Source organism: Acidovorax sp. 56 (genome assembly GCF_002749705.1).
In the GTDB taxonomy this organism is placed as follows: Bacteria; Pseudomonadota; Gammaproteobacteria; order Burkholderiales; family Burkholderiaceae_C; genus Acidovorax.
Genome location: NZ_PEEV01000001.1, coordinates 4,596,441 through 4,620,563, shown reverse-complemented (window position 1 = coordinate 4,620,563; position 24,123 = coordinate 4,596,441). Strand labels below are relative to the sequence as shown.

The following is a 24,123-nucleotide window of genomic DNA, read 5'->3' as shown; positions in this document are numbered from 1 at the left end:
TGAGCCACCCAGCACAGCCCCCCAACCCCACTGTGAGGGTGGCGTTGGGGGTCAGTTACAACGGCCATGCCTACAACGGCTGGCAAAGCCAGTTGTCTGGCAACACCATTCAAGACAAGCTAGAAGCGGCCCTGGGCCGCTTTGCTACGCATGCGGTAGGCACTTTGTGTGCTGGCCGCACAGACAGCGGCGTGCACGGGCTGATGCAGGTGGTGCACTTTGACACCCCCCTGCGCCGCCCCGATGCCTCGTGGGTGCGCGGTACCAACACCTTTTTGCCACCAGACATCGCGGTGCAGTGGGCCCGGCATGTGCCGCCGGGCTTTCATGCGCGCGGCAGCGCTACGGCGCGGCGCTACGCTTACGTGCTGCTTCAATCGCCAGTGCGCCCCAGCGTGGATGCGGGCCGCGTGGGCTGGGTGTACCACCCGCTCGATGGCGATGCCATGCGCCAGGCCGCCAGTGCGCTGCTGGGCGAGCACGATTTCACATCGTTCAGGGCATCGGCCTGCCAGGCCAAGTCACCGGTCAAAACGCTGCAGCGCATCGACATCTCTTGCAACCGGCAGGCCGCCCCACACCCGGAGCTGGGCTGGGGCAGTTGCTACTGGCGGTTTGAATTCGAAGCCAATGCGTTCCTGCACCACATGATCCGCAACATCATGGGGTGCCTGGTGGCCATTGGCATGGGCAAGCAGCCTGCAGACTGGATGCAGCAGGTGCTGCAGGCCCGCTCGCGCGATGCAGCGGCCCCCACCTTTTCGCCAGACGGGCTGTACTTTCTCGGGCCCGTCTACGATGCCAGCTGGAATCTGCCCGACCGCACCCCTCCTTTTGATTGGCTGCCATGACGAACCGCGCCTTGGTGACAGACACACGCCCTCCTTCGCCACCCGCAGCCCGCACGCGCATCAAGATCTGTGGCCTGACTCGAGAGCAAGACGTGGATGCCGCTGTGGCGGCCGGTGCCGACGCGGTGGGTTTTGTGCTGTACGCCCCCAGCCCACGGGCGGTGTCGGCCGAGCGGGCGGCACAACTGGCCCGACGTTTGCCCCCGTTCGTGACACCCGTGCTGCTTTTCGTCAACGAGACTGCTACAAAAATAGAAGCTGCTAGCGCAATGGTGACGGGCGCTATCGTGCAGTTTCATGGTGATGAGACCCCGGCCGATTGTCTGCAGGCCACCGGCCACGGCCTACGTCCGTTTTTGCGCGCTGCACGCATACCCCTAGGCGATGGAGCTGAACGCTTTGACCTCGTAAAATACGCCCAGGATTTTTCACACGCCCAAGCCATCCTGCTCGACGCCCATGTCGACGGCTATGGCGGCGGCGGCAAGGCATTCAATTGGTCACTCCTTCCACCAAGCGTCAGCTCTCACCTCGTTTTGTCTGGTGGACTCACGCCTGCAAACGTGACCGATGGCATTTTGCAAGTCCGCCCGCGAGGCCTCTCGCTGGCGGTTGATGTCAGTTCCGGCGTCGAAGCCGATGGCCCCGATGGCAAGCCCATCAAAGGCATCAAGGACGCCGAAAAAATCCAACGCTTCGTTGCCGCCGTGCGTGCGGCCGATGCCCAACTTGCAAAGAACCCCCATGAGCTCCTATCAGCAACCTGATGCTTCCGGCCACTTTGGCCCCTACGGCGGCAGTTTTGTCAGTGAAACCCTGACCCACGCCATCCAGGAACTGCGCGACGCCTACGCCCGCTACCAGCACGACCCTGAGTTTCTGGCCGAGTTCGAATACGAACTCAAGCACTTCGTGGGCCGCCCCTCGCCGGTCTACCACGCCGCACGCACCAGCCGCGAAATGGGCGGCGCGCAGATTTACCTCAAACGCGAAGACCTGAACCACACGGGCGCGCACAAAATCAACAACGTGATCGGCCAGGCCATGCTGGCCAAGCGCATGGGCAAGCCCCGCGTGATTGCCGAGACAGGCGCCGGCCAGCATGGCGTGGCCACCGCCACCATCTGCGCGCGCTATGGGCTCGAATGCGTGGTCTACATGGGCAGCGAAGACGTCAAGCGCCAAAGCCCCAATGTGTTCCGCATGAAGCTGCTGGGCGCCACCGTGGTGCCGGTCGAATCGGGCAGCAAGACGCTGAAAGATGCGCTCAACGAGGCCATGCGCGACTGGGTCGCCAACGTGGACAACACCTTCTACATCATCGGCACGGTGGCAGGCCCCCACCCCTACCCGATGATGGTGCGCGACTTCCAGAGCGTGATCGGCAAGGAATCCATCGAGCAGATGCCCCCCATGCTGGCCGAGCAAAAGCTGCCCGCCCAGCAACCCGACGCGGTAATTGCCTGCGTGGGCGGCGGCAGCAACGCCATGGGCATCTTCCACCCCTACATTCCGTTTGAGAAAACCCGCCTGATTGGCGTGGAGGCTGCTGGCGAAGGGCTGGAGTCCGGCAAGCACTCGGCCTCGCTGCAAAAAGGCAGCGCCGGGGTACTGCATGGCAACCGCACCTTCATCCTGCAGGATGACAACGGCCAGATCACCGAAACCCACAGCATCAGCGCAGGGCTGGACTACCCAGGCGTGGGCCCCGAGCACGCGTGGTTGCAGGAAATCGGCCGGGCCGAATATGTCGGCATCACCGACAAGGAAGCACTGGAAGCGTTTCACTACCTGTGCCGCACCGAGGGCATCATCCCTGCACTCGAATCCAGCCACGCCGTGGCCTATGCCCTGAAGCTGGCCAAAACCATGCGCCCTGACCAGTCCATCCTCGTGAACCTGTCGGGCCGGGGGGACAAAGACATCGGCACGGTGGCCGACCTGTCCGGCGAAGATTTTTACGACCGCCCCTCCATGCGCGGCCTGTCCGTCAAGGGCGCTGTGGGAGAAGCCAAGCCATGAGCCGCATCCAGACCACTTTCAACCAACTGCAAGCACAGGGCCGCAAGGCGCTGATCCCCTACGTCACGGCCGGGTTCCCGTTTGCGGACATCACCCCCTCGCTCATGCACGGCATGGTCGAGGCCGGTGCCGACGTGATCGAACTGGGCGTGCCTTTCTCAGACCCCATGGCCGATGGCCCGGTCATCCAGAAAGCAGGCGAAAAGGCCCTGAGCATGGGCATCGGCATGGTGCAGGTGCTCGATCACGTGCGCGAATTCCGCAAGCGCAACACCACTACCCCCGTCGTGTTGATGGGCTACGCCAACCCGGTGGAGCGCTACGACCAAAAGCACGGCAAGGCTGAAACTGGCACTGCCACAGGTAGTGCGTTCGTGCGCGATGCCGCTGAGGCTGGGGTGGACGGCGTGCTCATCGTGGACTACCCGCCCGAAGAGTGCGAGGCCTTTGCGGCCGATCTGCGCGCCCACGGCATGGACCTGATCTTCCTGCTGGCCCCCACCAGCACCGATGAGCGCATGGCCCAGGTGGCCCGCGTGGCCAGTGGTTACGTGTACTACGTGTCGCTCAAGGGCGTGACGGGCTCGGGCGCGCTGGACACGGCAGCGGTGGAACAAATGCTGCCCCGCATCCGCCAGCACGTGCAGATTCCCGTCGGCGTCGGCTTTGGCATCCGCGATGCGGCCACGGCCCAGGCGATTGGCAAGGTGGCCGACGCCGTGGTCATCGGCAGCCGCATCATCCAACTGATCGAGGATCAGGAGCATGCCAAGGTCGTGCCACTGACCATCGACTTCCTGCGCGGCATCCGTAAGGCGCTGGACGCCTAGTCGCATAATGCAGCCCGGCGCGCCCGCCTCACCGGATGCGGCGCGCCACAGATTCCACCCGGCCTGCCCCAGGCGCGCACCGCGCCCCGGCGAGCCGAGCCACTGAAGAGGAGAACACCATGTCCTGGCTCGAAAAACTTCTGCCTTCCAAGATCCAGCAAACCGACCCCACCGAGCGCCGCCAGGTGCCCGAGGGGCTGTGGATCAAGTGCCCGAGCTGCGAAACGGTGCTCTACAAGGCCGATCTGGAACAGAACCAGAACGTCTGCCCCCATTGCAGCCACCACCACCGCATCGGCGCCCGCGCGCGGCTGGATGCGTTTCTGGACGCCGAAGGCCGCTATGAAATCGGCCAGGAAGTGCTGCCCGTGGACGCCCTCAAGTTCAAGGACAGCCGCAAGTACCCCGAGCGCCTGAAGGAAGCCCTGGAGAACACGGGCGAGACCGACGCGCTCATCGTCATGGGCGGCGCGGTCAAGAGCATCAATGTGGTCGCCGCGTGCTTCGAGTTCGACTTTATGGGTGGCTCCATGGGCTCCGTGGTCGGCGAGCGCTTTGTGCGTGGCGTGGAAACCGCCATTGAGCAGAAGGTGCCCTTTATCTGCTTCACCGCCACCGGCGGCGCCCGCATGCAAGAAGGCCTGCTGTCGCTCATGCAAATGGCCAAGACCAATGCGGCGCTGACCCGCCTGGCCAAGAAGGGCCTGCCCTACATCAGCGTGCTGACCGACCCCACCATGGGCGGCGTGAGCGCTGGTTTTGCCTTTGTGGGCGACATCGTGATTGCCGAGCCCAAGGCCCTGATCGGTTTTGCCGGCCCCCGCGTGATCGAATCCACCGTGCGCGTGACGCTGCCCGAAGGCTTCCAGCGTGCCGAGTTCCTGCAGACAAAGGGCGCCGTGGACTTCATCTGCGACCGCCGCGAACTGCGCAACACCGTGGCCAGCAGCCTGGCCATGCTGCAGCGCCTGCCAGCCGACGCCGTGATGTGAATCTGCTGCCCCTTGCCAAAGGGGCATGCAATGAAATTGCTATTAATTCAATAGCTGCCAGCGCTTAACCCATAAGCGCTAGCAGCTATTTTTATTTAAACCCTCAGGTTTGCAGAGGTTGGTTATGTCGGCCGAAGCCGCGCTGCGTCCTCAAAACCGCAAGACCCCCGTCAACGCCGCTGCCTGCAAATGCCCCAGCACGATCATCGCGATCTGCAGCAGCACCAGCAGCACCAGGGGTGACAGATCGAGCCCCCCGATCAGCGGAATCACCCGCTGCACGGGCCGCAGCAAGGGGGCGCACAGGCGCCCGATCACATCGGCCATGGGCGAACGGGTCTGCACCCACGACAAGATGGCATGCACGATCAACAGGCCGATCAGGCCAGAAATGGCCACACGCATCAGACCAAATGCCGCCATGAGTGGCACCACCGTGCCGGAGATCGCACCACCCGCAATCAGCCACAGCAGACCGTATTGCACCTGCTGCACCAGCAGAGCACCCACCAGGCTCGACACATCCCAGCGCCCAGTGGGCGGAATCAGCCGCCGCAGCGGCAGGATGAACCAGTCCGTCAACGCAAACACCAGGGCTCCCACGGGGTTGGAGAACGGCACACGCTGCCACTGCATGTAAAGACGCAGCAGGCAGGCCCCGGTCAGCAGGCCACCAATGACATCAAGCAACAACGTAGCGATCTGGTAGAGCATGGGCGTGAGGGAATGAAAAGGCGCACCCAGCGAAAGTGGGCAGCGCCGTGGGATGATAGCGACCTGAGAAACTGTTCCTCGCTGTCTGGGGGATTGCGGCAGCCGCCCGGGCATCACGCCACTCCACAGGGGGTGCGATGCACGCCCAGCCCCGGCCTGCGGGGCGCACCCGCTGGCCAGGATGCAACCCCTGCCCGCTTGGTGTGCGCGCCCGATGCCGCCACCCAACGCAGACCACTTTGAGCAGCTTCCAAGGCCCTGCCCATGACCCAAACGCTGACCCTCTCTTCCCTGCCCCTTTTCCCGCTGGCTTCGGTGTTGTTCCCCGACGGCCTGCTGGCCTTGCGCGTGTTCGAAGTGCGCTACCTCGACATGGTGCGCAAATGCCACCAGACCGGAGCCCCCTTCGGCGTGGTGTCACTCACCCAAGGCAACGAGGTGCGCCAGGCCGGCGCCCCCGATGAGCAGTTTCACGACGTGGGCACCCTCGCCATCATTGACCAGCTGGAAATGCCCCAGCCCGGGCTGATCACCCTGCTGTGCCGGGGCACGGAGCGGTTTCGCATCACCCAGCGCAACCACCTGGTGCACGGCCTGTGGATTGCCAACGTGGGCCAGCTGGACCGGGACCTGAGCATCCCCATCCCCGACGACCTGAAGAAAACCGCCACCGCCCTGATGCAGGTGCTGCACACCTTGCACGCGCGCGATGCCCTCAACCCCACCGCCATATTGCCCACCCCGCAGCAGCTGGACGACTGCGGCTGGGTGGCCAACCGCTGGTGCGAGCTGCTGCCCGTGCCCATGGAGCTCAAGCAGCGCCTGATGGAGCTGGACAACCCGCTGGTGCGGCTGGAGCTGGTCGGCGACGTACTGGAACGCACGGGCATTGCGCAGTGAGCATGCAGGGCCTGGACGACCGCGCGGTGCTGCAGCACATCCTTTCTTGGCCCCGCAGCACCAAGCGCCTGTTTGTGGCCGCGCTGGACGCGGGCATGGGCCTGTTTGCCATGTGGGTGGCCTTTACCCTGCGGCTGGACACCCTGCACTGGCCTGAGGGCAAACAGTGGATTGCCTACGCCCTGGCACCAGCGTTGGCGTTTCCCATCCTGATGAACCTGGGGCTGTACCGCGCCATCTTCCGCTACACCGGCATCCAGGCCCTGCTCACCACCGGCAAGGCCGTGGCCATCTACGGCGCGGTGCTGCTGCTCACGCTGCTCATTGGCAAGTGGGAGGGGATTCCGCGCAGCGTGGGCATTTTGCAGCCGGTGATTTTTCTGCTGCTGGTGGGCGCCAGCCGCTCGCTGGGCTGGCTGTGGCTGGCGGGGCGCACCGCGGCAGCTCCCCACCGGCTGCTGATTTACGGCGCGGGCACAGCCGGGGCGCAAACCGCAGCGGGGCTGGTCAGCGCGCGCAGCTACCACCTGCTGGCCTTTGCCGACGACGACACCAGCAAAGCGGGCCGCAGCATCAACGGTGTGCGCGTGTATGCGCCCGAGGCCCTGCCCGCCACGGTGCAGCGCCTGGGCATTACCGACGTGCTGCTGGCACTGCCCAGCGTGCCCCGCCAGCGGCGCCAGCAAATCATCGAAAGCCTGCGCCCGCTGCCGGTGCGCATCCGCACCCTGCCTGGCCTGACCGACCTGGCCAGCGGCAAGGTGACGGTGACCGACTTCCAGGACCTGGACATTGAAGACCTGCTGGGGCGTGCGCCCGTGGCCCCCGACCTGCCCCTGATGCAGCAACACATCGCGGGCCAGGTGGTGTTGGTCACCGGCGCTGGCGGCAGCATTGGCAGCGAGCTGTGCCGCCAACTGGCGCAGCTGGGTGCTGCGCAGTTGCTGCTGGTCGATCACAGTGAATTTGCGCTCTACAGCATCCACCAGGAGCTGCAGACCCTTGCACACCAAGGCGTGGTCCAGACCCAGCTCACGCCCCTGCTGGCCAGCGTAAACAACCCGCAGCGCATGGCCGAGCTGTGCCGCCTGCACCGCCCCGTCTGCATTTACCACGCAGCTGCGTACAAGCATGTGCCCATGGTCGAGGCCAACGCGGCCGAAGGCATCCAGAACAACGTGTTTGGCACCCTGAACATGGTGCGCGTGGCGCTGGAACAAGGCGTGGGGCACTTTGTGCTCGTCTCCACCGACAAGGCCGTGCGCCCCACCAATGTGATGGGCGCCAGCAAGCGCGTGGCCGAGCTGGTGCTGCAAGCCATGGCCCACGCAACGCAGCCCCCCTTTTCAGGCCCACCTGCAGGCCCACAAGCCAGCACCACCAACACGCACTGGCGCAGCCCCACCCGTTTTTCGATGGTGCGCTTTGGCAACGTGCTGGGCTCCAGCGGCAGCGTGATCCCGCTGTTTCGCCAGCAAATCGCGCACGGCGGCCCCATCACCGTGACGCACCCCGAGGTCACCCGCTACTTCATGACCATCCCCGAAGCCGCTCAGTTGGTGCTGCAAGCAGGCGCCATGGCCGAAGGGGGAGATGTGTTTGTGCTCGACATGGGCGAACCCATCCGCATCCGCGAACTGGCCGAGCGCATGGTGACCCTGGCGGGCCTGACGGTGCGTGACGCGCAGCACCCCAGCGGCGACATCGCCATCACCTTCACCGGCCTGCGCCCGGGCGAGAAGCTCTACGAAGAGCTGCTGATTGGCGACAACCCCCTGCCCACAGCGCACCCGCGCATCTTGCGGGCGCAAGAGGAGCGCTTTGACTGGGCCACGTTGAGCGCCCTGCTGACCCGCCTGCAGGCGGCTGCGCTGGCCAACGACCATGACGGCATGCGGGCGCTGCTGCACACCCTGGTGCCGGGCTACCAACCCGATCAGCCCGACCCACCCGAAGTGGCTGCGCAGGCGGCATGACTGAACAGGTAGCATGACCCAAGGGCTATTCAAAGCCACCGCCACGCTGCTCACCGGCAGCGTGGCCGCCCACGCCCTGCCCCTGCTGCTGGGGCCCGCGCTCACCCGCACCTATTCGCCCGAGGCCTTCGGCCAATTTGCCCTGCTGTGGGCCCTGGCCACCAATGTGGCCGTGGTGGCCTGTGCACGCTATGAATACGCCCTGCCTCTGGAGCGCGCCGAGCCCGAGGCCGCGCAGCTGATGGCGTTGTGCGGCCATGTGCTGGCTGCCGTGGGCCTGGCCACGCTGTGCGCTGCTGGCGTGCTGGCTTGGCGCAGCGGCATGACCGCCTACTGGCTGCTGCCACTGGCGGTGCTGGCCTTGGGGGCCACCCAGTGGCTCACGATGTGGGCCACGCGCTCAGAGCGCTTTGGCCTGCTGTCTAGCGCCCGGCTGGTGCAGTACGGTGGGGGTGCGGTGCTGCAACTGGCGCTGGGCTGGTGGGCTTTTGGGCCGACGGAGCACACCGCATCAACCGATGGCGCTGGGCTGTGGGGGTTGTGTGCAGGCGCCATCGCCACAGCACTACTGGCCGCCTGGCTGCTGGCGCGGCCGGCCCCGCTGGGCGGCTGGGCGGCCTGCCTGCGCGCCCCATGGCCCGCGTTGCGCGCCATGGCGCTGCGCCACCGCGACTTCCCCCTGCTCAACACGCCCCATGCGTTTGTGGGCGCACTGCAAGACACGCTCACCCTGCTGGCCGTCACCGCCTGGTCGGGTGACGCGGCCGCAGGCCTGTGGGCCATGTCGCTGCGCTACCTGAAGGCCCCCGCCAGCCTGCTGGGCGGGGCTTTGTCGCAAGCGCTGTACCCCCGACTGGTGCAGGCCCCCAACGCCCAGGCGGCGCGCCAGGCCGTGCACCACAGCATGCGGCTGTTGGCCGCCATCGCACTGCCCATGGCCGCCGTGCTGCTGCTGTGGGGGCCGGCCTTGTTCACCGCCTTTTTTGGCGCGCGCTGGGCGGGGGCGGGCGAGCTGGCCCGGGCCCTGGCCCCCTACATTGCGCTGCACTTCATTGCATCGCCCCTGGCCGTCACCACGCTGGCCTGGAAGTCCCAGGCCTGGGCACTGCGCCTGGCGTTGGTGGGCCAGGTGGCGTTTTTTGCAGGGCTGCTGACAGGCCTGGCGCTGGGTGGGCTCACTGGCGCGGCCTGGGGCATTTCAGCCTCCATGCTGCTGTACTTTGGCTACTATTTTTGGGCCCTGGCCACCTGGAAGGACATCCCCCATGAAGGACGCGATGAAAGCCTGGCTTAACCGCTGGCGCCGCCGCCTGTGGCAGGCGCTGTTCTACCGCATGGTGTTTGGCGAGCGCACCGCGCAAGGCACGCCCCTGCCCCACACCCGCATCGCGCCCAGCACCTGCATTGAGGGCGAAGAGGGCCTGCAGCTAGCAGACCATGTGTTCATCGGCCACTTCAACTTTCTGGACGCCGCAGGCGGCCTGCGCATCGACGAGGGCGTGCAGATCACCAACTTTGTGAGCATCGTCACCCACAGCTCGCACCGGGCCGTGCGCCTCATGGGGCGCAGCTATGCGACCCATGCAGGGACTGCGGCTGCACGCCCCGGCTACCTGCAGGGGGCCGTTCACATCGGTGCCTACGCCTTTGTGGGCCCGCACAGCCTGATCGAGGCAGGCAGCCGCATCGGCAAGGGGGCCGTGGTGTGCGCCTATGCCCAAGTGCGCGGCGAGGTGCCAGACTTTGCCATCGTCGCCGGGCAGCCCGCCCGCGTGGTGGGCGATGTGCGCACACGCGATGCCGCCTTGCTGGCGCAATACCCTGACATGCAGGCGCACTACGCGGCCTGGGCTGGCACGCAGCCCGCCTCGCCCGTCCCTGCATCCACACCCACGCCACCTTCCGATCCCGCCTGACATGCCCCCCATCCACCTGTGTCTGCTGGGCGATGCCACCAGCCCCCACATCCAGCGCTGGGCGCGCGAGATGCAGGGGCGCGGCTACCGTGTGTCGCTGGTCACTGCGCGGCCCGCGCCCATCGAGGGCGTGGAGCAGCATGTGCTGCGCCCGGTGCACCGCTCGGCCCAGTGGCTGCTGCGCGCGGGCGAGGCGCGCCGCGCCGTGCAGGCCCTGGCCCCCGACATCGTGCACGCGCACTACACCACGTCGTACGGCTACCTGGGCGCACGCTGCGGCCGCCACCCGCTGGTGATGACCGCCTGGGGCAGCGACTTGCTGGTGACGCCCCACACCAGCCCCTGGATGCGCTGGCTCACCGGCTGGACGCTGCGCCGCGCTGACCTCATCACAGGCGATTCGCAAAGCCTGGTCGATGCCGCGCACAGCTACCGCCCGCGCGCTGCAGTGCACTGCATCCACTGGGGCGTGGACCTGGCGCGCTTTGCGCCTGCGCCGTGGCAAGCCAAACCTGGCTTTGAGATCGTGAGCCTGCGCTCGTGGGAGCCCAACTACAACATCGCCACCATCATCGACGCCGTGGCGCACCTGCGGGCCAAGCAACCCGCCGTGCCAGTGCACCTGCACCTGCTGGGCGGCGGCAGCCTGGAGGCGGCCCTGCGCGAGCAAGTCGCCCGGCTGGGCTTGGGCGAGGCAGTGACCTTTCACGGGCGGCTGGACGACACAGGCATGGCCCGCGTGCTGGCGCGGTGCAAGGTGTCGGTGTCGGTGCCCACGCAAGATGCCACCTCGGTCTCGGTGCTAGAAAGCATGGCCTGCGGCCTGCCCGTGGTGGCCACCCCATTGCAAGCCAACGCCCATTGGCTGCCAGCCGAATGGCTGGTGCCCGCACAGGACAGCAAAGCACTGGCACACAAGCTCGCCACCCTGGCACAAGACAATGCCGCAGCCCATGCGGCAGGCCAGCGCAATGCCCAGCGCATTCAGCAAGAGGGCGACCGCGCTGTGCAAATGGACCGCATGGATGCGCTGTACCGCGGGCTGCTGCAGCGTCCTGTAACCGGCATCGTCAGCACCAAATAACAAGAAAATTGGCCGCTAGGGCAATCAGATAAAGCGCTAGCAGCTACATAAAATATAGCAACCATGTTCACCCAACCCGTCCAGCCCCAGCTGCTCAGCGTCATCGTGCCCTGCCGCAACGAGGCTGCGCACATCGACGCCTTTTGCGACAGCGCCTTGCAGCAGCAGTTGCCCCCCGGCTGGCAGATGGAGGTGCTGGTGGCCGATGGCTGCAGCGACGACGGCACGCGCGAGCGGCTGCAGCAGCGCTGCGCGGCCGACCCGCGCCTGCGCTGGGTGGACAACCCTGGCCGCATCGTCTCCACCGGGCTCAACGCCTGCCTGCACCTGGCGCGCGGCAGCGTGGTGGCACGGCTGGATGTGCACACCCAGTTTGCGCCCGATTACCTCGCCCAGTGCCTGGCCACGCTGGAGCGCACCGGGGCCGACAACGTGGGCGGCCCCTGGGTGGCCGAGGGGCGAGGCCCCATGGGCAGTGCGATCGCCACAGCCTTCCAGAGCCGCTGGGTGGTGGGCGGGGCCCTGTCGCGCAACAAAGCCTACGAAGGCCCTGTAGACACCGTGTACCTGGGCTGCTGGCCCCGCGCCACGCTGGAGCGCTTTGGCGGCTTTGACGAAACCCTGGTGCGCAACCAGGACGACGAGCACAACCTGCGGCTGCGCCTGGGCGGTGCGCGCATCTGGCAAAGTGGGCGCATCCAATCGAGCTACCGGCCGCGCGATTCGCTGCGCCACTTGTTTGCGCAGCAGCGGCAGTACGGCTACTGGCGCCCCTTTGTCATGCGCAAGCATGGTCAGCCGGGCTCTGTGCGGCAACTGGTGCCTGCGGCCTTTGTGGCGGCTTTGGTGGGCCTGCTCGCCATCAGCCCCTGGAGTGCCTGGCCGCTGGTGGCCCTGCTTGCAGCGTACGGCGGCTATGTGGGCGCGGCCTCGGTACTGGCCGCCCGTGCAGCAGGCCAGTGGCAAACCCTGCCCCGCCTGCCGGTGGTGATTGCGGCCTACCACGTCGCCTACGGCCTGGGCACCTGGCGCGGCCTGTGGGACGTGCTGCGTGGCCGCCAGCCCTCGGCCCAGTTTGCGCGCATCACACGCTGAGCACACCGCTTCACCATGAGCCTCGACCCCTCCCACGAACCCGCAGCCGTGCAGGCCCGATACGCCCGGCGCAATACCATGGCCGACGCGCAGCACTACAGCCTGTACGCCAGCGCATCGGCACTGCAAGCCCAGCAAGAGCGGCTGCGCGCCATGGTGCAGCTGTGGCGCACGCACGGCTGGCAAAGCCTGGCGGGCCTGCAGATCACCGAAGTGGGCTGTGGCAGCGGCGGCAACCTGCATGACCTGGTGCGCCTGGGCGCCCAGCCCCAGCGCCTGCAAGGGCTGGAATTGCTGCCAGAGCGCGCCGCCCAGGCCCGTGCCACCTTGCCCGCCGCGCTGGCCATCCATGCAGGCGATGCCGCAAGCGCCACCATCGCCCCCGGCAGCCAGCAGGCCGTGCTCGCGTTCACCCTGTTCAGCTCACTGCTCGACGCCGAATTTCGCACTGCGCTTGCGCAGCAGATGTGGCAATGGGTGGCCCCCGGTGGTGGCGTGCTGGTGTACGACTTTGTCGTCAACAACCCGCGCAACCCCGATGTGCAGGGCGTGCCGCTGACCGAAGTGCGGCGGCTGTTCCCGCAAGCACAATTGCATTCACAACGCATCACGCTGGCACCGCCCGTGGCACGCCGCCTGCCTGGAGGCCTGATTGCGCCCTGCGCCACGCTGCTACCCTTCTTGCGCACCCACCGCCTGACCTGGGCGGTGAAACCGGCCCTCAGCGCAGGGCCAGAAGCTTTACCGTCATGAAAATCACCGTCATCGGCACCGGCTATGTGGGCCTGGTCACTGGCGCTTGCCTCGCAGAAATGGGCAACCAGGTGGTCTGCCTGGATCTGGACGCTCAGCGCATCGCCGCACTGAACTGGGGCGAGATGCCCATCCACGAGCCCGGCCTGGGCGACGTGGTGGCGCGCAACGCCCAAGCCGGGCGCCTGCGCTTCACCACCAACATCGACACCGCCGTGGCGCACGGCCTGCTGCAGTTCATTGCCGTGGGCACACCGCCCAGCGAGGACGGCTCGGCCGACCTGCAGCATGTGCTGGCCGCCGCACGGGCCGTGGCCGAACGGATGCAGGGCTACAAGCTCATCATCAACAAAAGCACGGTGCCCGTGGGCACGGCCGACGCCGTGGCGAAGGAGGTAGCGCAGGTGCTGGCCGCACGCGGGCTGTCGCCCGACTTTTCCGTCGTGTCCAACCCCGAGTTCCTCAAGGAAGGCTCTGCAGTGCAGGACTTCATGCGGCCCGACCGGGTGATCGTGGGCAGCGACAACGAGCACGCCACTGCCCTGATGCGCACCCTGTACGCCCCCTTCATGCGCAACCGCGAGCGGTTGATTGAGATGGACGTGCGCAGTGCCGAGTTCACCAAGTACGCCGCCAACGCCATGCTGGCCACGCGCATCAGCTTCATGAACGAGCTGGCCCTGCTGGCCGAAAAGCTGGGGGCGGACATTGAGCAGGTGCGCACCGGCATCGGCACCGACCCGCGCATTGGCACGCACTTTTTGTATGCGGGCACAGGCTACGGCGGCTCGTGCTTTCCCAAAGATGTGCGCGCCCTAATCCAGACGGGCGAAAGCGCGGGCCAGCCGCTGCAGATTCTGCAAGCCGTGCAGGCGGTGAACCAGCGGCAAAAGCAGGTGCTCGTCGACAAGATCGTGGCCCGCTTTGGCCCCGACCTGCAAGGCCGCCGCTTTGCGCTGTGGGGCCTGGCCTTCAAGCCCGGCACGGACGACATGCGCGAAGCGCCCAGCCTGACGGTGATCGAGCAACTGCTGGCCCGAGGCGCTGAAGTGGTGGCCTATGACCCCCAGGCCATGCTGCAAGCGCAAGCCGTGCTGGGCCCACGGCCCCACCTGTACTACGCACCCCAGGCCGATGCGGCCCTGGCAGGCGCGGATGCGCTGGTCATCGTCACCGAGTGGAAGGAATTCCGCAGCCCCGACTTTGCCCACCTGGCCGCCACGCTGAAACACCCGGTGGTGTTTGACGGGCGCAATCTGTTTGAGCCCGATACGATGCGCAGCACTGGGCTGGAGTACTACCCTATTGGACGGGCTGCGGTGTCGTCCGTCACCCCTCAACATTCCTGATCGCCATGTCTGCCGTTTCCACCACACCGGTCCTCCCTTTCCTCCCCTTCGCCCGCCCCGACATTGGCGATGCCGAAATCGCCGCCGTGACCGAGGCCATGCGCTCCGGCTGGGTCACCACCGGCCCCGTCACGCGCCAGTTTGAGCAGAACTTTGTGGACTACCTGGGTGGCGGGCTGCAGGGCGTGGCCGTGAATTCGGCCACGGCCGGGCTGCACCTGGCGCTGGAGGCCCTGGGCATTGGCCCGGGGGACGAGGTAATCGCCCCCACGCTCACCTTCACTGCCACCGTCGAGGTGGTGCGCTATCTGGGGGCCGACGCGGTGCTGGTGGATGTGGACCCGGTCACGCTGAACATCGACCCGGAAAAGATCCGCGCTGCCATCACGCCCCGCACCAAGGCCATCATGCCCGTGCACTACGGCGGCCTGGCGTGCGACATGGACGCAATCCTGGCGATTGCCAAAGAGCACGGCCTGAAGGTGGTGGAAGACGCAGCCCATGCGCTGCCCACCACCTGGCGCGGCGCACTGGTGGGGCAGTTGCAGTCCGATGTGACGGTGTTCAGCTTCTACGCCAACAAGACCATCACCACCGGCGAAGGCGGCATGGCCGTGACGCGCGATGCCGCCCTGGCCCAGCGCATGCGGGTGATGCGCCTGCACGGCATGAACCGCGATGCGTTTGACCGCTTCACCTCCAAGACCCCGGCCTGGTACTACGAAGTGGTGGCCCCTGGCTTCAAATACAACATGACCGATGTGGCCGCCGCCATGGGTGTGCAGCAGCTGGCGCGTCTGCCGCAGTTTGTGCAGCGGCGCGAGCAACTGGCCCAGCGCTACCACGCTGCGCTGGCCAGCCTGCCCCTGGTGCTGCCCGCCACGGCCCCATCTGGCGACGTGCATGCCTGGCACCTGTACGTGGTGCGCCTCGCGCCGCAGGCACGCATGGACCGCGATGCACTGATCCAGGGCCTGTCGGACCGAGGCATTGGCACCAGCGTGCACTATGTGCCGCTGCACCGCCACCCCTACTGGCGCGATCGCTACCAGCTCACGCCCGAGCAGTTTCCGCAAGCCGATGCCGCCTACCAGGCCATGGTGAGCCTGCCGCTGTTCACCGCCATGGGCGATGCGGACCAGGAACGGGTGATTGCCGCGCTGCATGAGCTGCTGGGCTGAAGAACTCTGCCCGCCAACCTCTATCAACCATGTGGATCAAGCGCGCTTTTGACATGGCCTTCTCGGCCACCGTGCTGCTGCTGTTGGCACCGCTGCTGGCCGTGATTGCGCTGTGGGTGCGCCGCGACTCGCCCGGCCCGGTCATCTACCAGCAAGAGCGCGTGGGGCGGCATGGGCAGCTGTTTCGCATCTACAAGTTCCGCACCATGCGCGCTGGCGCAGAGGCTGCAGGGCCGCAGATCACCGTCGGGGCCGATGCGCGCATCACCCGCGCGGGCCGATTTTTGCGCCGCACCAAGCTCGACGAGCTGCCCCAGTTTGCCAATGTGCTGTGCGGCGACATGAGTGTGGTGGGCCCCAGGCCTGAGGTGCCCAGGTACGTGGCGCTGTACCCCGCCGAGGTCGCTGCGCAGGTGCTGAGCGTGCGCCCCGGCATCACCGACCTGGCCTCGCTGGCGTACCGCGATGAGAGCGAAGTGCTGGCGCGCAGCAGCGACCCCGAGCGGTCCTATGTGCAAGAAATTTTGCCCGCCAAGCTGCAATACGCCTGCCAATATGTGCAGCAGCGCAGCCTGTGGCTGGACCTGCGCATCATTGCCCGCACCGCTGCCGCCGTGTTCCGTGCGCCAGCGGGCCCACAGAAACCTTAAAATCACCGGTTCGGCTGTGCAAGGACATCCTTCTCAGCCTGCTGATTTCGCCCCCTACAGCGCCGAAGCCACCCCACTGCCACCCCACTGCCGCCCCTTTGCGCGCCGTGGCCCCTTCCAAAAGCCCTGCAGCCACTGCACCCAGCCCCTATGTCTGAACAGAACCACGCCCCCGCCCCCCAAGACGAGAACCAGCTCATCGCCGAGCGCCGCGAAAAGCTCCGCGCCCTGCGTGAAGCCCAGGCTCAGGGCGGCGCCGTGGCGTTCCCCAACAACTTCAAGCCCGCCCACAAGGCCGCGGCGTTGCAAGCCGCGCACAGTGGTGCAGACGCCGAGGCGCTGGAAGCCAACCCCGTCACCGTGAGCGTGGGCGGCCGCATGATGCTCAAGCGCGTGATGGGCAAGGCCAGCTTTGCCACCGTGCAAGACGGCTCGCTGGGCGACACCGGTGGCCGCATCCAGCTTTACATCACCCGCGATGCCGTGGGCGAAGAGCTGTACGCCGCCTTCAAGCACTGGGACCTGGGTGACATCGTGGGTGCCGAAGGCACACTGATGAAGACCAAGACCGGCGAGCTGTCGATCAAGGTCACCAGCCTGCGCCTGCTCACCAAGAGCCTGCGCCCACTGCCCGACAAGTTCCACGGCATGAGCGACCAGGAACAAAAGTACCGCCAGCGCTATGTGGACCTGATCACCGACGAGCAGGCCCGCAAGCGCTTTGTGGCCCGCAGCAAGGCCGTGGCAGGGCTGCGCGAATTCATGGTGCAAAACGACTTCTTGGAGGTCGAGACGCCCATGCTGCACCCCATCCCGGGCGGCGCCAATGCCAAGCCATTTGTGACGCACCACAACGCGCTGGAACAAGAAATGTTCCTGCGCATCGCGCCCGAGCTGTACCTCAAGCGCCTGATCGTGGGCGGTTTTGAGCGCGTGTTTGAAATCAACCGCAGCTACCGAAACGAAGGTATCTCGGTGCGCCACAACCCCGAGTTCACGATGATGGAGTTCTACGCCGCGTACTGGAACTACCAGGACCTGATGGAATTCACCGAAAAGCTGATCCGCGAAGTGGCGCTGAAGGCCACCGGCTCGCTGCAGCTGAGCTACGGCGGCCGCGAGGTGGACCTGAGCCAGCCATTTGCCCGCCTGACGATCCGCGAAGCCATCTTCCAGTACACCGAAGCCGGTGCCCATGTGGACGACGCCGCCTGGCTCATCAGCGCCCTCAAGAAGCTGGGCATGTCGGAAGAGAAGGACAAGCTCTCCACCCGCTCGCTGGCCAGCCTGCAGGTGTTCTACTTTGAAGAAACCGTGGAAGACAAGCTGTGGCAGCCCACCTTCATCATGGAGCACCCCACCGAAATCAGCCCGCTGGCCCGCGCCAACGACACCCGCCCCGAGGTGACCGAGCGCTTTGAGCTGTACATCACCGGCCGCGAATTTGGCAACGGCTTCAGCGAACTGAACGACGCCGAAGACCAGGCCGCGCGCTTCCACGCCCAGGTGGCCGCCAAGGACAGCGGCGACGACGAAGCCATGTTCTACGACCACGATTTTGTGCGCGCGCTGGAATACGGCATGCCCCCCACCGGCGGCTGCGGCATTGGCATTGACCGCCTGATGATGCTGCTGACCGACAGCCCCAGCATCCGCGACGTGATCCTGTTCCCGGCCCTGCGCCGCGAAGGCTGATCCACAGACCGCGTTACCTCGGATATCCATGGCGATTCCCAAACACCGCCTGCCGGAGTGGGTGCAAGACTGGCTGGAGGTGATCGTGCCCGGCGGCCAGATCCTGGGCATCATGCTGGTCGCCTTCTTGCTGCAAGGGCTGCTGCGGCGGCTGGTGCGCAAGGCGGCACGGCATTACCAGTTGCCCGGCGAGCTGGTGGTGCCTATCAACGGACTCATCCGCTGGACCATCATGGCCAGCGCCGTGCTGCTGGTGCTGGAGCGCCTGGGCGTCTCGGCCACCGTGCTGTGGACGGCCTTCACCGGCTTTGCCACCGTGGGCGCCGTGGCGTTTTTTGCGGCGTGGAGCGTGCTGTCCAACCTGTTCTGCGCGCTGCTCATCTTCACCGTGCGGCCATTTCGCATTGGCGACCATGTGGAGGTGCTGGACACCGCCGAAAAGCCCGGTGCCAAGGGCCGCGTGGTGGACGTGAACCTGCTCTACACCACGCTGGAAGAATTCAACACCCCGCCGGGCAGCGCCTGGGTGCAGATACCGAATGCGCTGATCTTCCAGCGCGTGGTGCGGCGCTGGCACGGGGAGCCGCCCTCACCGGCCGCCTTGGCTCCCGCCATGCCTGCCACGGGCGCAGAGCCCCAAGCCGCTAGCCCTGAAGCTCAGGCAACCCAGGCAACCTCCCCCGCGCCTTAACCTGCCCCTGGCAACGCTACCCACCCCTCCGGGTGGCGTTACCGTTGTCATTCCCTCACATCAACAGGTCCAGCGCCTGCATGTACGCAGGCTGCAGCATCAGCTCATCCCAGGGCTGGGGCAGTGTCTCGGGCAGCAGTGCCAGGCGGCGCGATTCGCTGTCCACACTAGGCTGCCACAGGCCCTGGGCTTGGGCCTTTGCCAGGCCGTCGATCAGTTCGTCCACCGCTTGGCCCTCGCCCAAGCTCTGGTTGCACAGCAGCACCAGGTCGCAGCCCGCCTCCAGCGCCGCCACGGCAGCAGCGGTGTAGCTCACCACCTGGCCGTCCAGGCGGCGGGCGCCTTCCATGCTCAGGTCGTCGCTGAAGATGGCGCCGTCAAAGCGCATCTGGCGGCGCAAAATCTCTTGCAGCCAGCGCTGCGAGAAGCCTGCGGGGCGGCTGTCCACCTTGGGGTAAATGACATGCGCAGGCATCACGCTGGTGAGCGTGGTGCTGAGCCAGGGGTAGGGCGCAGCGTCGTCGGCCAGGATGGCCTTGAGGCTGCGCTTGTCCACCGGCACTTCGGTGTGCGAATCGGCTTTGACGAAGCCGTGGCCAGGAAAGTGCTTGCCGCAGTTGGCCATGCCCGCCTGCAGCAGGCCGTGCATCAGGCTCTTGGCCAGCAAGGCCACCACACGCGGGTCGCGGTGGAAGGCTCGGTCGCCAATCACGCCGCTCTCGCCCCAGTCGAGATCGAGAACCGGGGTGAACGAAAAATCCACACCACAGGCCCGCAACTCGGTGCCCAGCACGTAGCCCGCCGCCGTGGCCGCATTGGTGGCCCGCAGCGCGCCGCTGCCGGGCACCGCCTTGGCGCCCTTGCCGTCATCCATCCACATCTCGCCCAGCGCGCGCATGGGCGGCAGGTGGGTGAAGCCATCGGTGCGAAAGCGCTGCACGCGCCCGCCTTCGTGGTCCACGCAGACCAACAGGTCGTCGCGCACCGCCTTGATGCTGCTGGTGAGCTGCAGCAGCTGGGCACGGTCCACCCAGTTGCGGGCAAACAGAATGACGCCGCCCACCAGCGGATGGGCCAGGCGACGGCGGTCGGTGGCGGTGAGCTCGGTGCCGGCTACGTCAATGATGAGGGGGGCGTGTTCGGTCATGGAAGATCGGATGGGTGATGAATTGCTATCAAATCAAGAGCTGCTTGCGCTTATAGGGAAAGCGCTGGAGGGCTATTCCCCTCCAAACGCTCCACCACGCAGAAGCTGGCGGCGTAATCGGTCTCGTCCGTCACGCTCAGGTGGGCATGCAGGCCGCGTTCTTCAAACCAGGTTTTCAGGGCCCCGTGCAGCACGATGACGGGCTGGCCGCTGGGCAGCTTGGCCACTTCGCAGTGCCGCCACGTCATGGGCATGCGCATGCCCAGCCCCACGGCCTTGCTGAAGGCCTCTTTGGCAGAGAAGCGCGTGGCCAGGTAGCGCAGGCCGCGGTCGGGCCAGCGCTCGGTGCGTTCGCGCCACACGGCCAGCTCGCCCGCCGCCAGCACCTTTTCGGCAAAGCGGTCGCCGTGGCGCTCCAGGCTCTCGCGGATGCGGCGCACATCGCAGATGTCGGTGCCAATGCCGTAGATCATGATTTTGAATGAAATATGCCTCTAGCGCTTGATAGATATGCGCAAGCAGCTATCAAATCAGGAGTTTCCAGCAGACGCAAAGCCCGCATCGATGCACGCCTGGTAGGCCTGCACGGTGGCAGCGTAGCCCAGCTCCAGCGCGTCAGCAATCAGGGCGTGGCCGATGGAGACTTCGAGCACACCGGGCACCTCGCACACAAAGGCGGCCAGGTTGTCGCGGTTGAGGTCATGCCCGGCGTTCACGCCCAGGCCGGCATCCAGCGCAGCCTGGGCTGCTGCGGCGTAGCGGGCCAGTTGCTCGGCCTGCTGGGGGGTACCCCAGGCTGCGGCATAGGGTTCGGTGTACAGCTCCACTCGGTCAGCGCCCACGGCACGGGCGGCGGCCATTTGCTCGGGCACTGGGTCCATGAACAGGCTCACGCGCACACCCAGCGCCTTGCATTCGGCAATCAGCGGGGCCAGACGCTCGGCGTCTTGCGGAAAGCTCCAGCCGTGGTCGCTGGTGAACTGGTCTTCGCTGTCGGGCACAAAGGTGGCCTGGTGCGGTTTCATGGCGCGGATGAAGTCCATCAGGTTCTGCGACGGATTGCCTTCGATGTTGTATTCGCGGTCGGGCCAGGCCTTCATCAACTCGGCCAGGGCGTACACATCGTCGCCACGAATGTGGCGCTCATCGGGCCGAGGGTGCACGGTAATGCCCTGCGCCCCAGCCTGCAGGCACAGCGTGGCCGCACGGGTCACGCTGGGAATGCCCAGGTGGCGCGTGTTGCGCACCAGGGCCACCTTGTTGACGTTGACGGACAGTGCGGTGCGGGAATGTGGGTGGGTGGTCATAAGCTTTGCAAATCCATCATGAGCTGGCGGGTGCGCAGCACCGGGCTGCCGCAATGGTATTGCAGCACGGCACGCAGCTGGGGTTTGAGTTCGGCCGCCACAGGGGCGCAGGCGCGCAGCGTGGCGGTGTAGCTGGCGGCTTGGTCCAGCGCCGTTTGCAGCGCGCGCCATTGGTTGCCACAGAGGCTGGCGCGGTCGGTGCCAGAAGCCGCCCGCAAGCCGCCTTCGGCCACCAGGGTGTAACGGCCCTCAGGCCGCAGGGTGGCGAAGGTAGCGGTCTCGGCATCGAGCGTGGGCAGCAGGCCCAACTCACGCAGCAGCAGCAGTTCAAAGCTGCGCAGCACGGGCTCCAGGGCATCGCCATGCTCGCTGGCCAGCACGCGCACCACGCCCGCATACACGTCAAACAGGCCCGCATGCGCATCGGCACGGGCCAGCAGGCGCAGCAGCAATTCGTTGAGGTACAGGCCCGACAGCAGGGCATCGCCCGTGGGCATCACATGCCCGCCCACCCACTCGGCGCCTTTGAGGGTGTGGATGTCGCCCACCCCGTCACCGGCCAGGGTGTAGGTGAGCAACAGTGGCTGCAGCGGCAGCAGCACGGGTCGGAAGTTGGAGGTGGGCTTTTTGGCCCCCTTGGCCACCAGCGCCACGCGCCCCTGGCGGCGGCAAAACACCTCCAGGATCAGACTGGACTCGCTCCAGTCGTAGCTGTGCAGCACGTAGGCGGGTTCGTCGGTGATGCGCTTGGCGGCGGCCACGGGAGGGCGTATCGGTGGGCTTGAGGAAAGGCGATGGTGGCAATAAAGGCATTCGACCCAGCACCACCGCCCAAAGAAAGGACGGCAGGCGCCGATGGAATGCGCTTACTCGTAGCCGAAGGAGCGCACGCGGGCTTCGTCGTCAGCCCAGCCGGAACGCACCTTGACCCACACTTCCAGGAACACCTTGGCTTCAAGCAACTTTTCCAGCTCTTGCCGGGCTTCGGTGCTGATGCGCTTGAGGCGCTCGCCCTTTTCGCCAATCACCATGGCTTTGTGGCCATCGCGCTCGACCACGATGGTCGCAGCCACGCGCACAAAGCGCTTGTGCGCCTTGCTGGGTTCTTCGTCGAACTTGTCGATGACCACCGTGGAGGTGTAGGGCAGTTCATCGCCAGTGAAGCGAAAGAGCTTTTCGCGAACGGTTTCGCTGACCAGGAATTTCTCGCTGCGGTCGGTCAACTCGTCCTCGGCGTACCACCAGCCTTGCTCTGGCAGGTACTTTTCGCAAATACCAAAGAGCCGCTCCACGTCGCCCTTGTTCTTGGCCGACATGGGCACAAACTCGGCAAACGGGTGGCGCTCTTGCATGCTTTTAAGCCAGGGGGCCAGCTCTGCGCGGCGGTTCACGGTGTCGAGCTTGTTGGCCACCAGCAGCGTCGGGATGCCGGGCTTGAACAAGGACAGCACTTTGGCATCGGCCAAGGTGAAGTTGCCTGCCTCGACCACAAACAGAATCAGGTCCACATCACCGATGGCGCCCATCACGGTCTTGTTGAGGGATTTGTTCAGCGCAGTGCTGTGCCGGGTCTGGAAGCCTGGCGTGTCGACAAACACAAACTGCGTGGCCCCCAGCGTGCGGATGCCGGTGATGCGGTGGCGCGTGGTCTGCGCCTTGCGTGAGGTGATGCTGATCTTCTGCCCCACCAGTGCATTGAGCAGCGTGGACTTGCCCACGTTGGGCTTGCCCACGATGGCGATCAGGCCGCAGCGTTGGCCATCGACCGGCGCAGCAGGCACACCCGCCGCCTTGACAGCACCCGCCGCACGGGCTGCCGCCAGCATGGCATTCAAGTCATCCGGGCCTTGCGCGCTCGCAGATTCTGCGCTGGCAGCTACATTTTTAGTAGCATCGTTCATAATTTCTTCGCTTTCAATGTGGCCAGCATGGCGCCAGCGGCGGCTTGTTCCCCCGCCCTGCGGGAGCCGCCGATGCCACGTTCGGTCAGCCCCAGTTCGGTGATGTCGCATTCCACATCGAAGGTCTGGCGGTGGGCCTCGCCCACGGTGCCGACCACGCGGTATTGCGGCAGTTTCATTTTGCGGCCCTGCAGCCACTCCTGCAATGCGGTCTTGGGGTCTTTGGCCACGGCCTGCATCTGAGGGTTGATCTCCACCCCCTCGAACAAGCGGTGCACCAACGCCTCGGCACCGCCATAGCCCGCATCCAGATAGACCGCACCAATCAAGGCCTCCAGGGCATCGGCCAAGATGGAGGGGCGCTGCTGCCCACCGGACTTGGACTCGCCCTCGCCCAAACGAAGCACCTCGGACACCTTCAAGCGCAGCGCGAGCTGGTGCAGAGTGTCTTGCTTGACCAGATTGGCCCGCACACGCGAAAGATCCCCTTCAGGCAACTGCGCCAGCCGCTGGTACAGCAAGCTGGCCACTGCCAGGTTCAAGACAGAGTCCCCCAAGAACTCCAGCCGTTCGTTGTGGTCGGCCGAGAAGCTGCGGTGGGTGACGGCCCGCTGCAATAGCGAGGGATCGGAAAAAACATGCTGCAGACGGGCCTGCAGCGAAGAGAGACTGGGATGCACTAATTATTCGGTCTGGTATTGCAAACGGTAGACAAGGAAGGCTGGGCCAGCCAACGCAATCTCGCGGGAGTACTTGAAGCCGACAACAGTCTTGTCACCGCGCTTGGTGATCTCCAAATCCTTACCAGAAACGGAGCTGATGTTGTCAATGGCCCCGGCGCGATCAAACGAAGCACGGATGTCTGCCACCGTAGAACCCTCTTTAGCGGCCTTGAGAGTGGCCTTGCGGATCGCCTGGTACTCCAGAAAAATCGGTATCGACTGTCCGCCAATCGCAAAGGCAGCCACGGCCAAAACGCCAATGAAAATGACACCGATAAAAGACAGGCCACGTTGACGCGCACGCGCTGTTGTGTAACGCAAATTCATACCAAACACCCTCCTGTTGT

The 24,123-nt window shown here is 65.9% G+C and carries 25 protein-coding genes; 17 read left to right on the top strand and 8 right to left on the bottom strand.

The genetic code is table 11. From position 1 onward, the window contains the following. The first annotated feature begins 32 nt into the window (after positions 1 to 32). The 5 genes from truA (at position 33) to accD (ending at position 4,695) form a co-directional block, all read left to right on the top strand. Complete coding sequence (gene truA / locus CLU88_RS20485) at positions 33 to 851, top strand: tRNA pseudouridine(38-40) synthase TruA (protein ID WP_199173554.1); 819 nt, start codon at positions 33 to 35, stop codon at positions 849 to 851. After that, on the top strand, positions 848 to 1,618 hold the full coding sequence (locus CLU88_RS20480) for a phosphoribosylanthranilate isomerase (RefSeq protein ID WP_099658179.1): 771 nt from the start codon (positions 848 to 850) through the stop codon (positions 1,616 to 1,618). The genes truA and CLU88_RS20480 overlap by 4 nt, the downstream gene beginning before the upstream one ends. Further along, positions 1,596 to 2,873, top strand: coding sequence for a tryptophan synthase subunit beta (gene trpB, locus CLU88_RS20475; RefSeq protein ID WP_099658178.1), 1,278 nt, complete (start codon positions 1,596 to 1,598; stop codon positions 2,871 to 2,873). Before CLU88_RS20480 ends, trpB begins: the two co-directional genes overlap by 23 nt. Continuing rightward, positions 2,870 to 3,703 carry a tryptophan synthase subunit alpha gene (gene trpA, locus CLU88_RS20470; RefSeq protein ID WP_099658177.1) on the top strand — a complete coding sequence of 278 codons (834 nt, stop codon included), beginning with the start codon at positions 2,870 to 2,872 and terminating at the stop codon, positions 3,701 to 3,703. The genes trpB and trpA overlap by 4 nt, the downstream gene beginning before the upstream one ends. A gap of 119 nt (positions 3,704 to 3,822) precedes the next feature. Next, positions 3,823 to 4,695, top strand: coding sequence for an acetyl-CoA carboxylase, carboxyltransferase subunit beta (gene accD / locus CLU88_RS20465; protein WP_099659040.1), 873 nt, complete (start codon positions 3,823 to 3,825; stop codon positions 4,693 to 4,695). A gap of 150 nt (positions 4,696 to 4,845) precedes the next feature. Here the strand turns inward: accD and CLU88_RS20460 are convergent, their stop codons facing one another. Further along, a complete protein-coding gene (locus CLU88_RS20460; protein WP_099658176.1) occupies positions 4,846 to 5,409 on the bottom strand; it encodes a YggT family protein in 564 nt (187 codons plus the stop codon). A gap of 264 nt (positions 5,410 to 5,673) precedes the next feature. Between CLU88_RS20460 and CLU88_RS20455 the strand changes: the two genes are divergently transcribed. The 12 genes from CLU88_RS20455 to CLU88_RS20400 all read left to right on the top strand — a co-directional run bounded on the left by CLU88_RS20455 (position 5,674) and on the right by CLU88_RS20400 (position 18,699). Continuing rightward, complete coding sequence (locus CLU88_RS20455; protein ID WP_099658175.1) at positions 5,674 to 6,309, top strand: LON peptidase substrate-binding domain-containing protein; 636 nt, start codon at positions 5,674 to 5,676, stop codon at positions 6,307 to 6,309. Between the two features lie 2 nt (positions 6,310 to 6,311). Next, positions 6,312 to 8,285 carry a nucleoside-diphosphate sugar epimerase/dehydratase gene (locus CLU88_RS20450; protein WP_233205539.1) on the top strand — a complete coding sequence of 658 codons (1,974 nt, stop codon included), beginning with the start codon at positions 6,312 to 6,314 and terminating at the stop codon, positions 8,283 to 8,285. A 13-nt stretch (positions 8,286 to 8,298) separates the two neighbouring features. After that, complete coding sequence (locus CLU88_RS20445; protein ID WP_099658174.1) at positions 8,299 to 9,579, top strand: lipopolysaccharide biosynthesis protein; 1,281 nt, start codon at positions 8,299 to 8,301, stop codon at positions 9,577 to 9,579. Continuing rightward, positions 9,563 to 10,201 (top strand): acyltransferase, encoded by a 639-nt coding sequence (locus CLU88_RS20440; RefSeq protein WP_099659038.1) that lies wholly within the window; start codon positions 9,563 to 9,565, stop codon positions 10,199 to 10,201. Before CLU88_RS20445 ends, CLU88_RS20440 begins: the two co-directional genes overlap by 17 nt. 1 nt (position 10,202) lies before the next feature. Next, on the top strand, positions 10,203 to 11,285 hold the full coding sequence (locus tag CLU88_RS20435) for a glycosyltransferase (protein WP_099658173.1): 1,083 nt from the start codon (positions 10,203 to 10,205) through the stop codon (positions 11,283 to 11,285). A gap of 63 nt (positions 11,286 to 11,348) precedes the next feature. Then, positions 11,349 to 12,380: a glycosyltransferase family 2 protein gene (locus CLU88_RS20430; protein ID WP_099658172.1), complete on the top strand. Its 1,032-nt coding sequence runs from the start codon at positions 11,349 to 11,351 to the stop codon at positions 12,378 to 12,380. 15 nt (positions 12,381 to 12,395) lie between these two features. Continuing rightward, the gene (locus CLU88_RS20425; protein WP_099658171.1) at positions 12,396 to 13,133 is read left to right on the top strand and encodes a methyltransferase domain-containing protein; all 738 of its coding nucleotides are present in this window, start codon (positions 12,396 to 12,398) and stop codon (positions 13,131 to 13,133) included. Continuing rightward, complete coding sequence (locus CLU88_RS20420) at positions 13,130 to 14,482, top strand: UDP-glucose/GDP-mannose dehydrogenase family protein (protein ID WP_099658170.1); 1,353 nt, start codon at positions 13,130 to 13,132, stop codon at positions 14,480 to 14,482. Before CLU88_RS20425 ends, CLU88_RS20420 begins: the two co-directional genes overlap by 4 nt. A 5-nt stretch (positions 14,483 to 14,487) precedes the next feature. Beyond that, on the top strand, positions 14,488 to 15,663 hold the full coding sequence (locus CLU88_RS20415; protein WP_099658169.1) for a DegT/DnrJ/EryC1/StrS aminotransferase family protein: 1,176 nt from the start codon (positions 14,488 to 14,490) through the stop codon (positions 15,661 to 15,663). A gap of 29 nt (positions 15,664 to 15,692) precedes the next feature. Beyond that, the gene (locus tag CLU88_RS20410; RefSeq protein ID WP_099658168.1) at positions 15,693 to 16,313 is read left to right on the top strand and encodes a sugar transferase; all 621 of its coding nucleotides are present in this window, start codon (positions 15,693 to 15,695) and stop codon (positions 16,311 to 16,313) included. Positions 16,314 to 16,463: 150 nt separating this feature from the next. Then, the gene (gene lysS / locus CLU88_RS20405) at positions 16,464 to 18,008 is read left to right on the top strand and encodes a lysine--tRNA ligase (protein WP_099658167.1); all 1,545 of its coding nucleotides are present in this window, start codon (positions 16,464 to 16,466) and stop codon (positions 18,006 to 18,008) included. Between the two features lie 28 nt (positions 18,009 to 18,036). After that, complete coding sequence (locus CLU88_RS20400) at positions 18,037 to 18,699, top strand: mechanosensitive ion channel family protein (protein ID WP_099658166.1); 663 nt, start codon at positions 18,037 to 18,039, stop codon at positions 18,697 to 18,699. Between the two features lie 55 nt (positions 18,700 to 18,754). On the opposite strand, the gene nagZ is transcribed toward CLU88_RS20400, so the two are convergent. The 7 genes from nagZ to CLU88_RS20365 all read right to left on the bottom strand — a co-directional run bounded on the left by nagZ (position 18,755) and on the right by CLU88_RS20365 (position 24,103). After that, complete coding sequence (gene nagZ, locus CLU88_RS20395; protein WP_099658165.1) at positions 18,755 to 19,846, bottom strand: beta-N-acetylhexosaminidase; 1,092 nt, start codon at positions 19,844 to 19,846, stop codon at positions 18,755 to 18,757. Between the two features lie 50 nt (positions 19,847 to 19,896). Then, positions 19,897 to 20,319: a holo-ACP synthase gene (acpS, locus tag CLU88_RS20390; RefSeq protein WP_099658164.1), complete on the bottom strand. Its 423-nt coding sequence runs from the start codon at positions 20,317 to 20,319 to the stop codon at positions 19,897 to 19,899. 57 nt (positions 20,320 to 20,376) lie between these two features. Continuing rightward, on the bottom strand, positions 20,377 to 21,153 hold the full coding sequence (locus CLU88_RS20385; RefSeq protein ID WP_099658163.1) for a pyridoxine 5'-phosphate synthase: 777 nt from the start codon (positions 21,151 to 21,153) through the stop codon (positions 20,377 to 20,379). Continuing rightward, positions 21,150 to 21,914: a DNA repair protein RecO gene (recO, locus tag CLU88_RS20380; RefSeq protein ID WP_099658162.1), complete on the bottom strand. Its 765-nt coding sequence runs from the start codon at positions 21,912 to 21,914 to the stop codon at positions 21,150 to 21,152. Before recO ends, CLU88_RS20385 begins: the two co-directional genes overlap by 4 nt. A 105-nt stretch (positions 21,915 to 22,019) precedes the next feature. After that, entirely contained in the window at positions 22,020 to 23,054 is a 1,035-nt protein-coding gene (gene era / locus CLU88_RS20375) for a GTPase Era (RefSeq protein ID WP_099658161.1), read from the bottom strand. Next, the gene (rnc, locus tag CLU88_RS20370) at positions 23,051 to 23,734 is read right to left on the bottom strand and encodes a ribonuclease III (protein WP_099658160.1); all 684 of its coding nucleotides are present in this window, start codon (positions 23,732 to 23,734) and stop codon (positions 23,051 to 23,053) included. Before rnc ends, era begins: the two co-directional genes overlap by 4 nt. Before the next feature lie 3 nt (positions 23,735 to 23,737). Then, on the bottom strand, positions 23,738 to 24,103 hold the full coding sequence (locus CLU88_RS20365) for a DUF4845 domain-containing protein (protein WP_099658159.1): 366 nt from the start codon (positions 24,101 to 24,103) through the stop codon (positions 23,738 to 23,740). Positions 24,104 to 24,123: the final 20 nt, after the last annotated feature.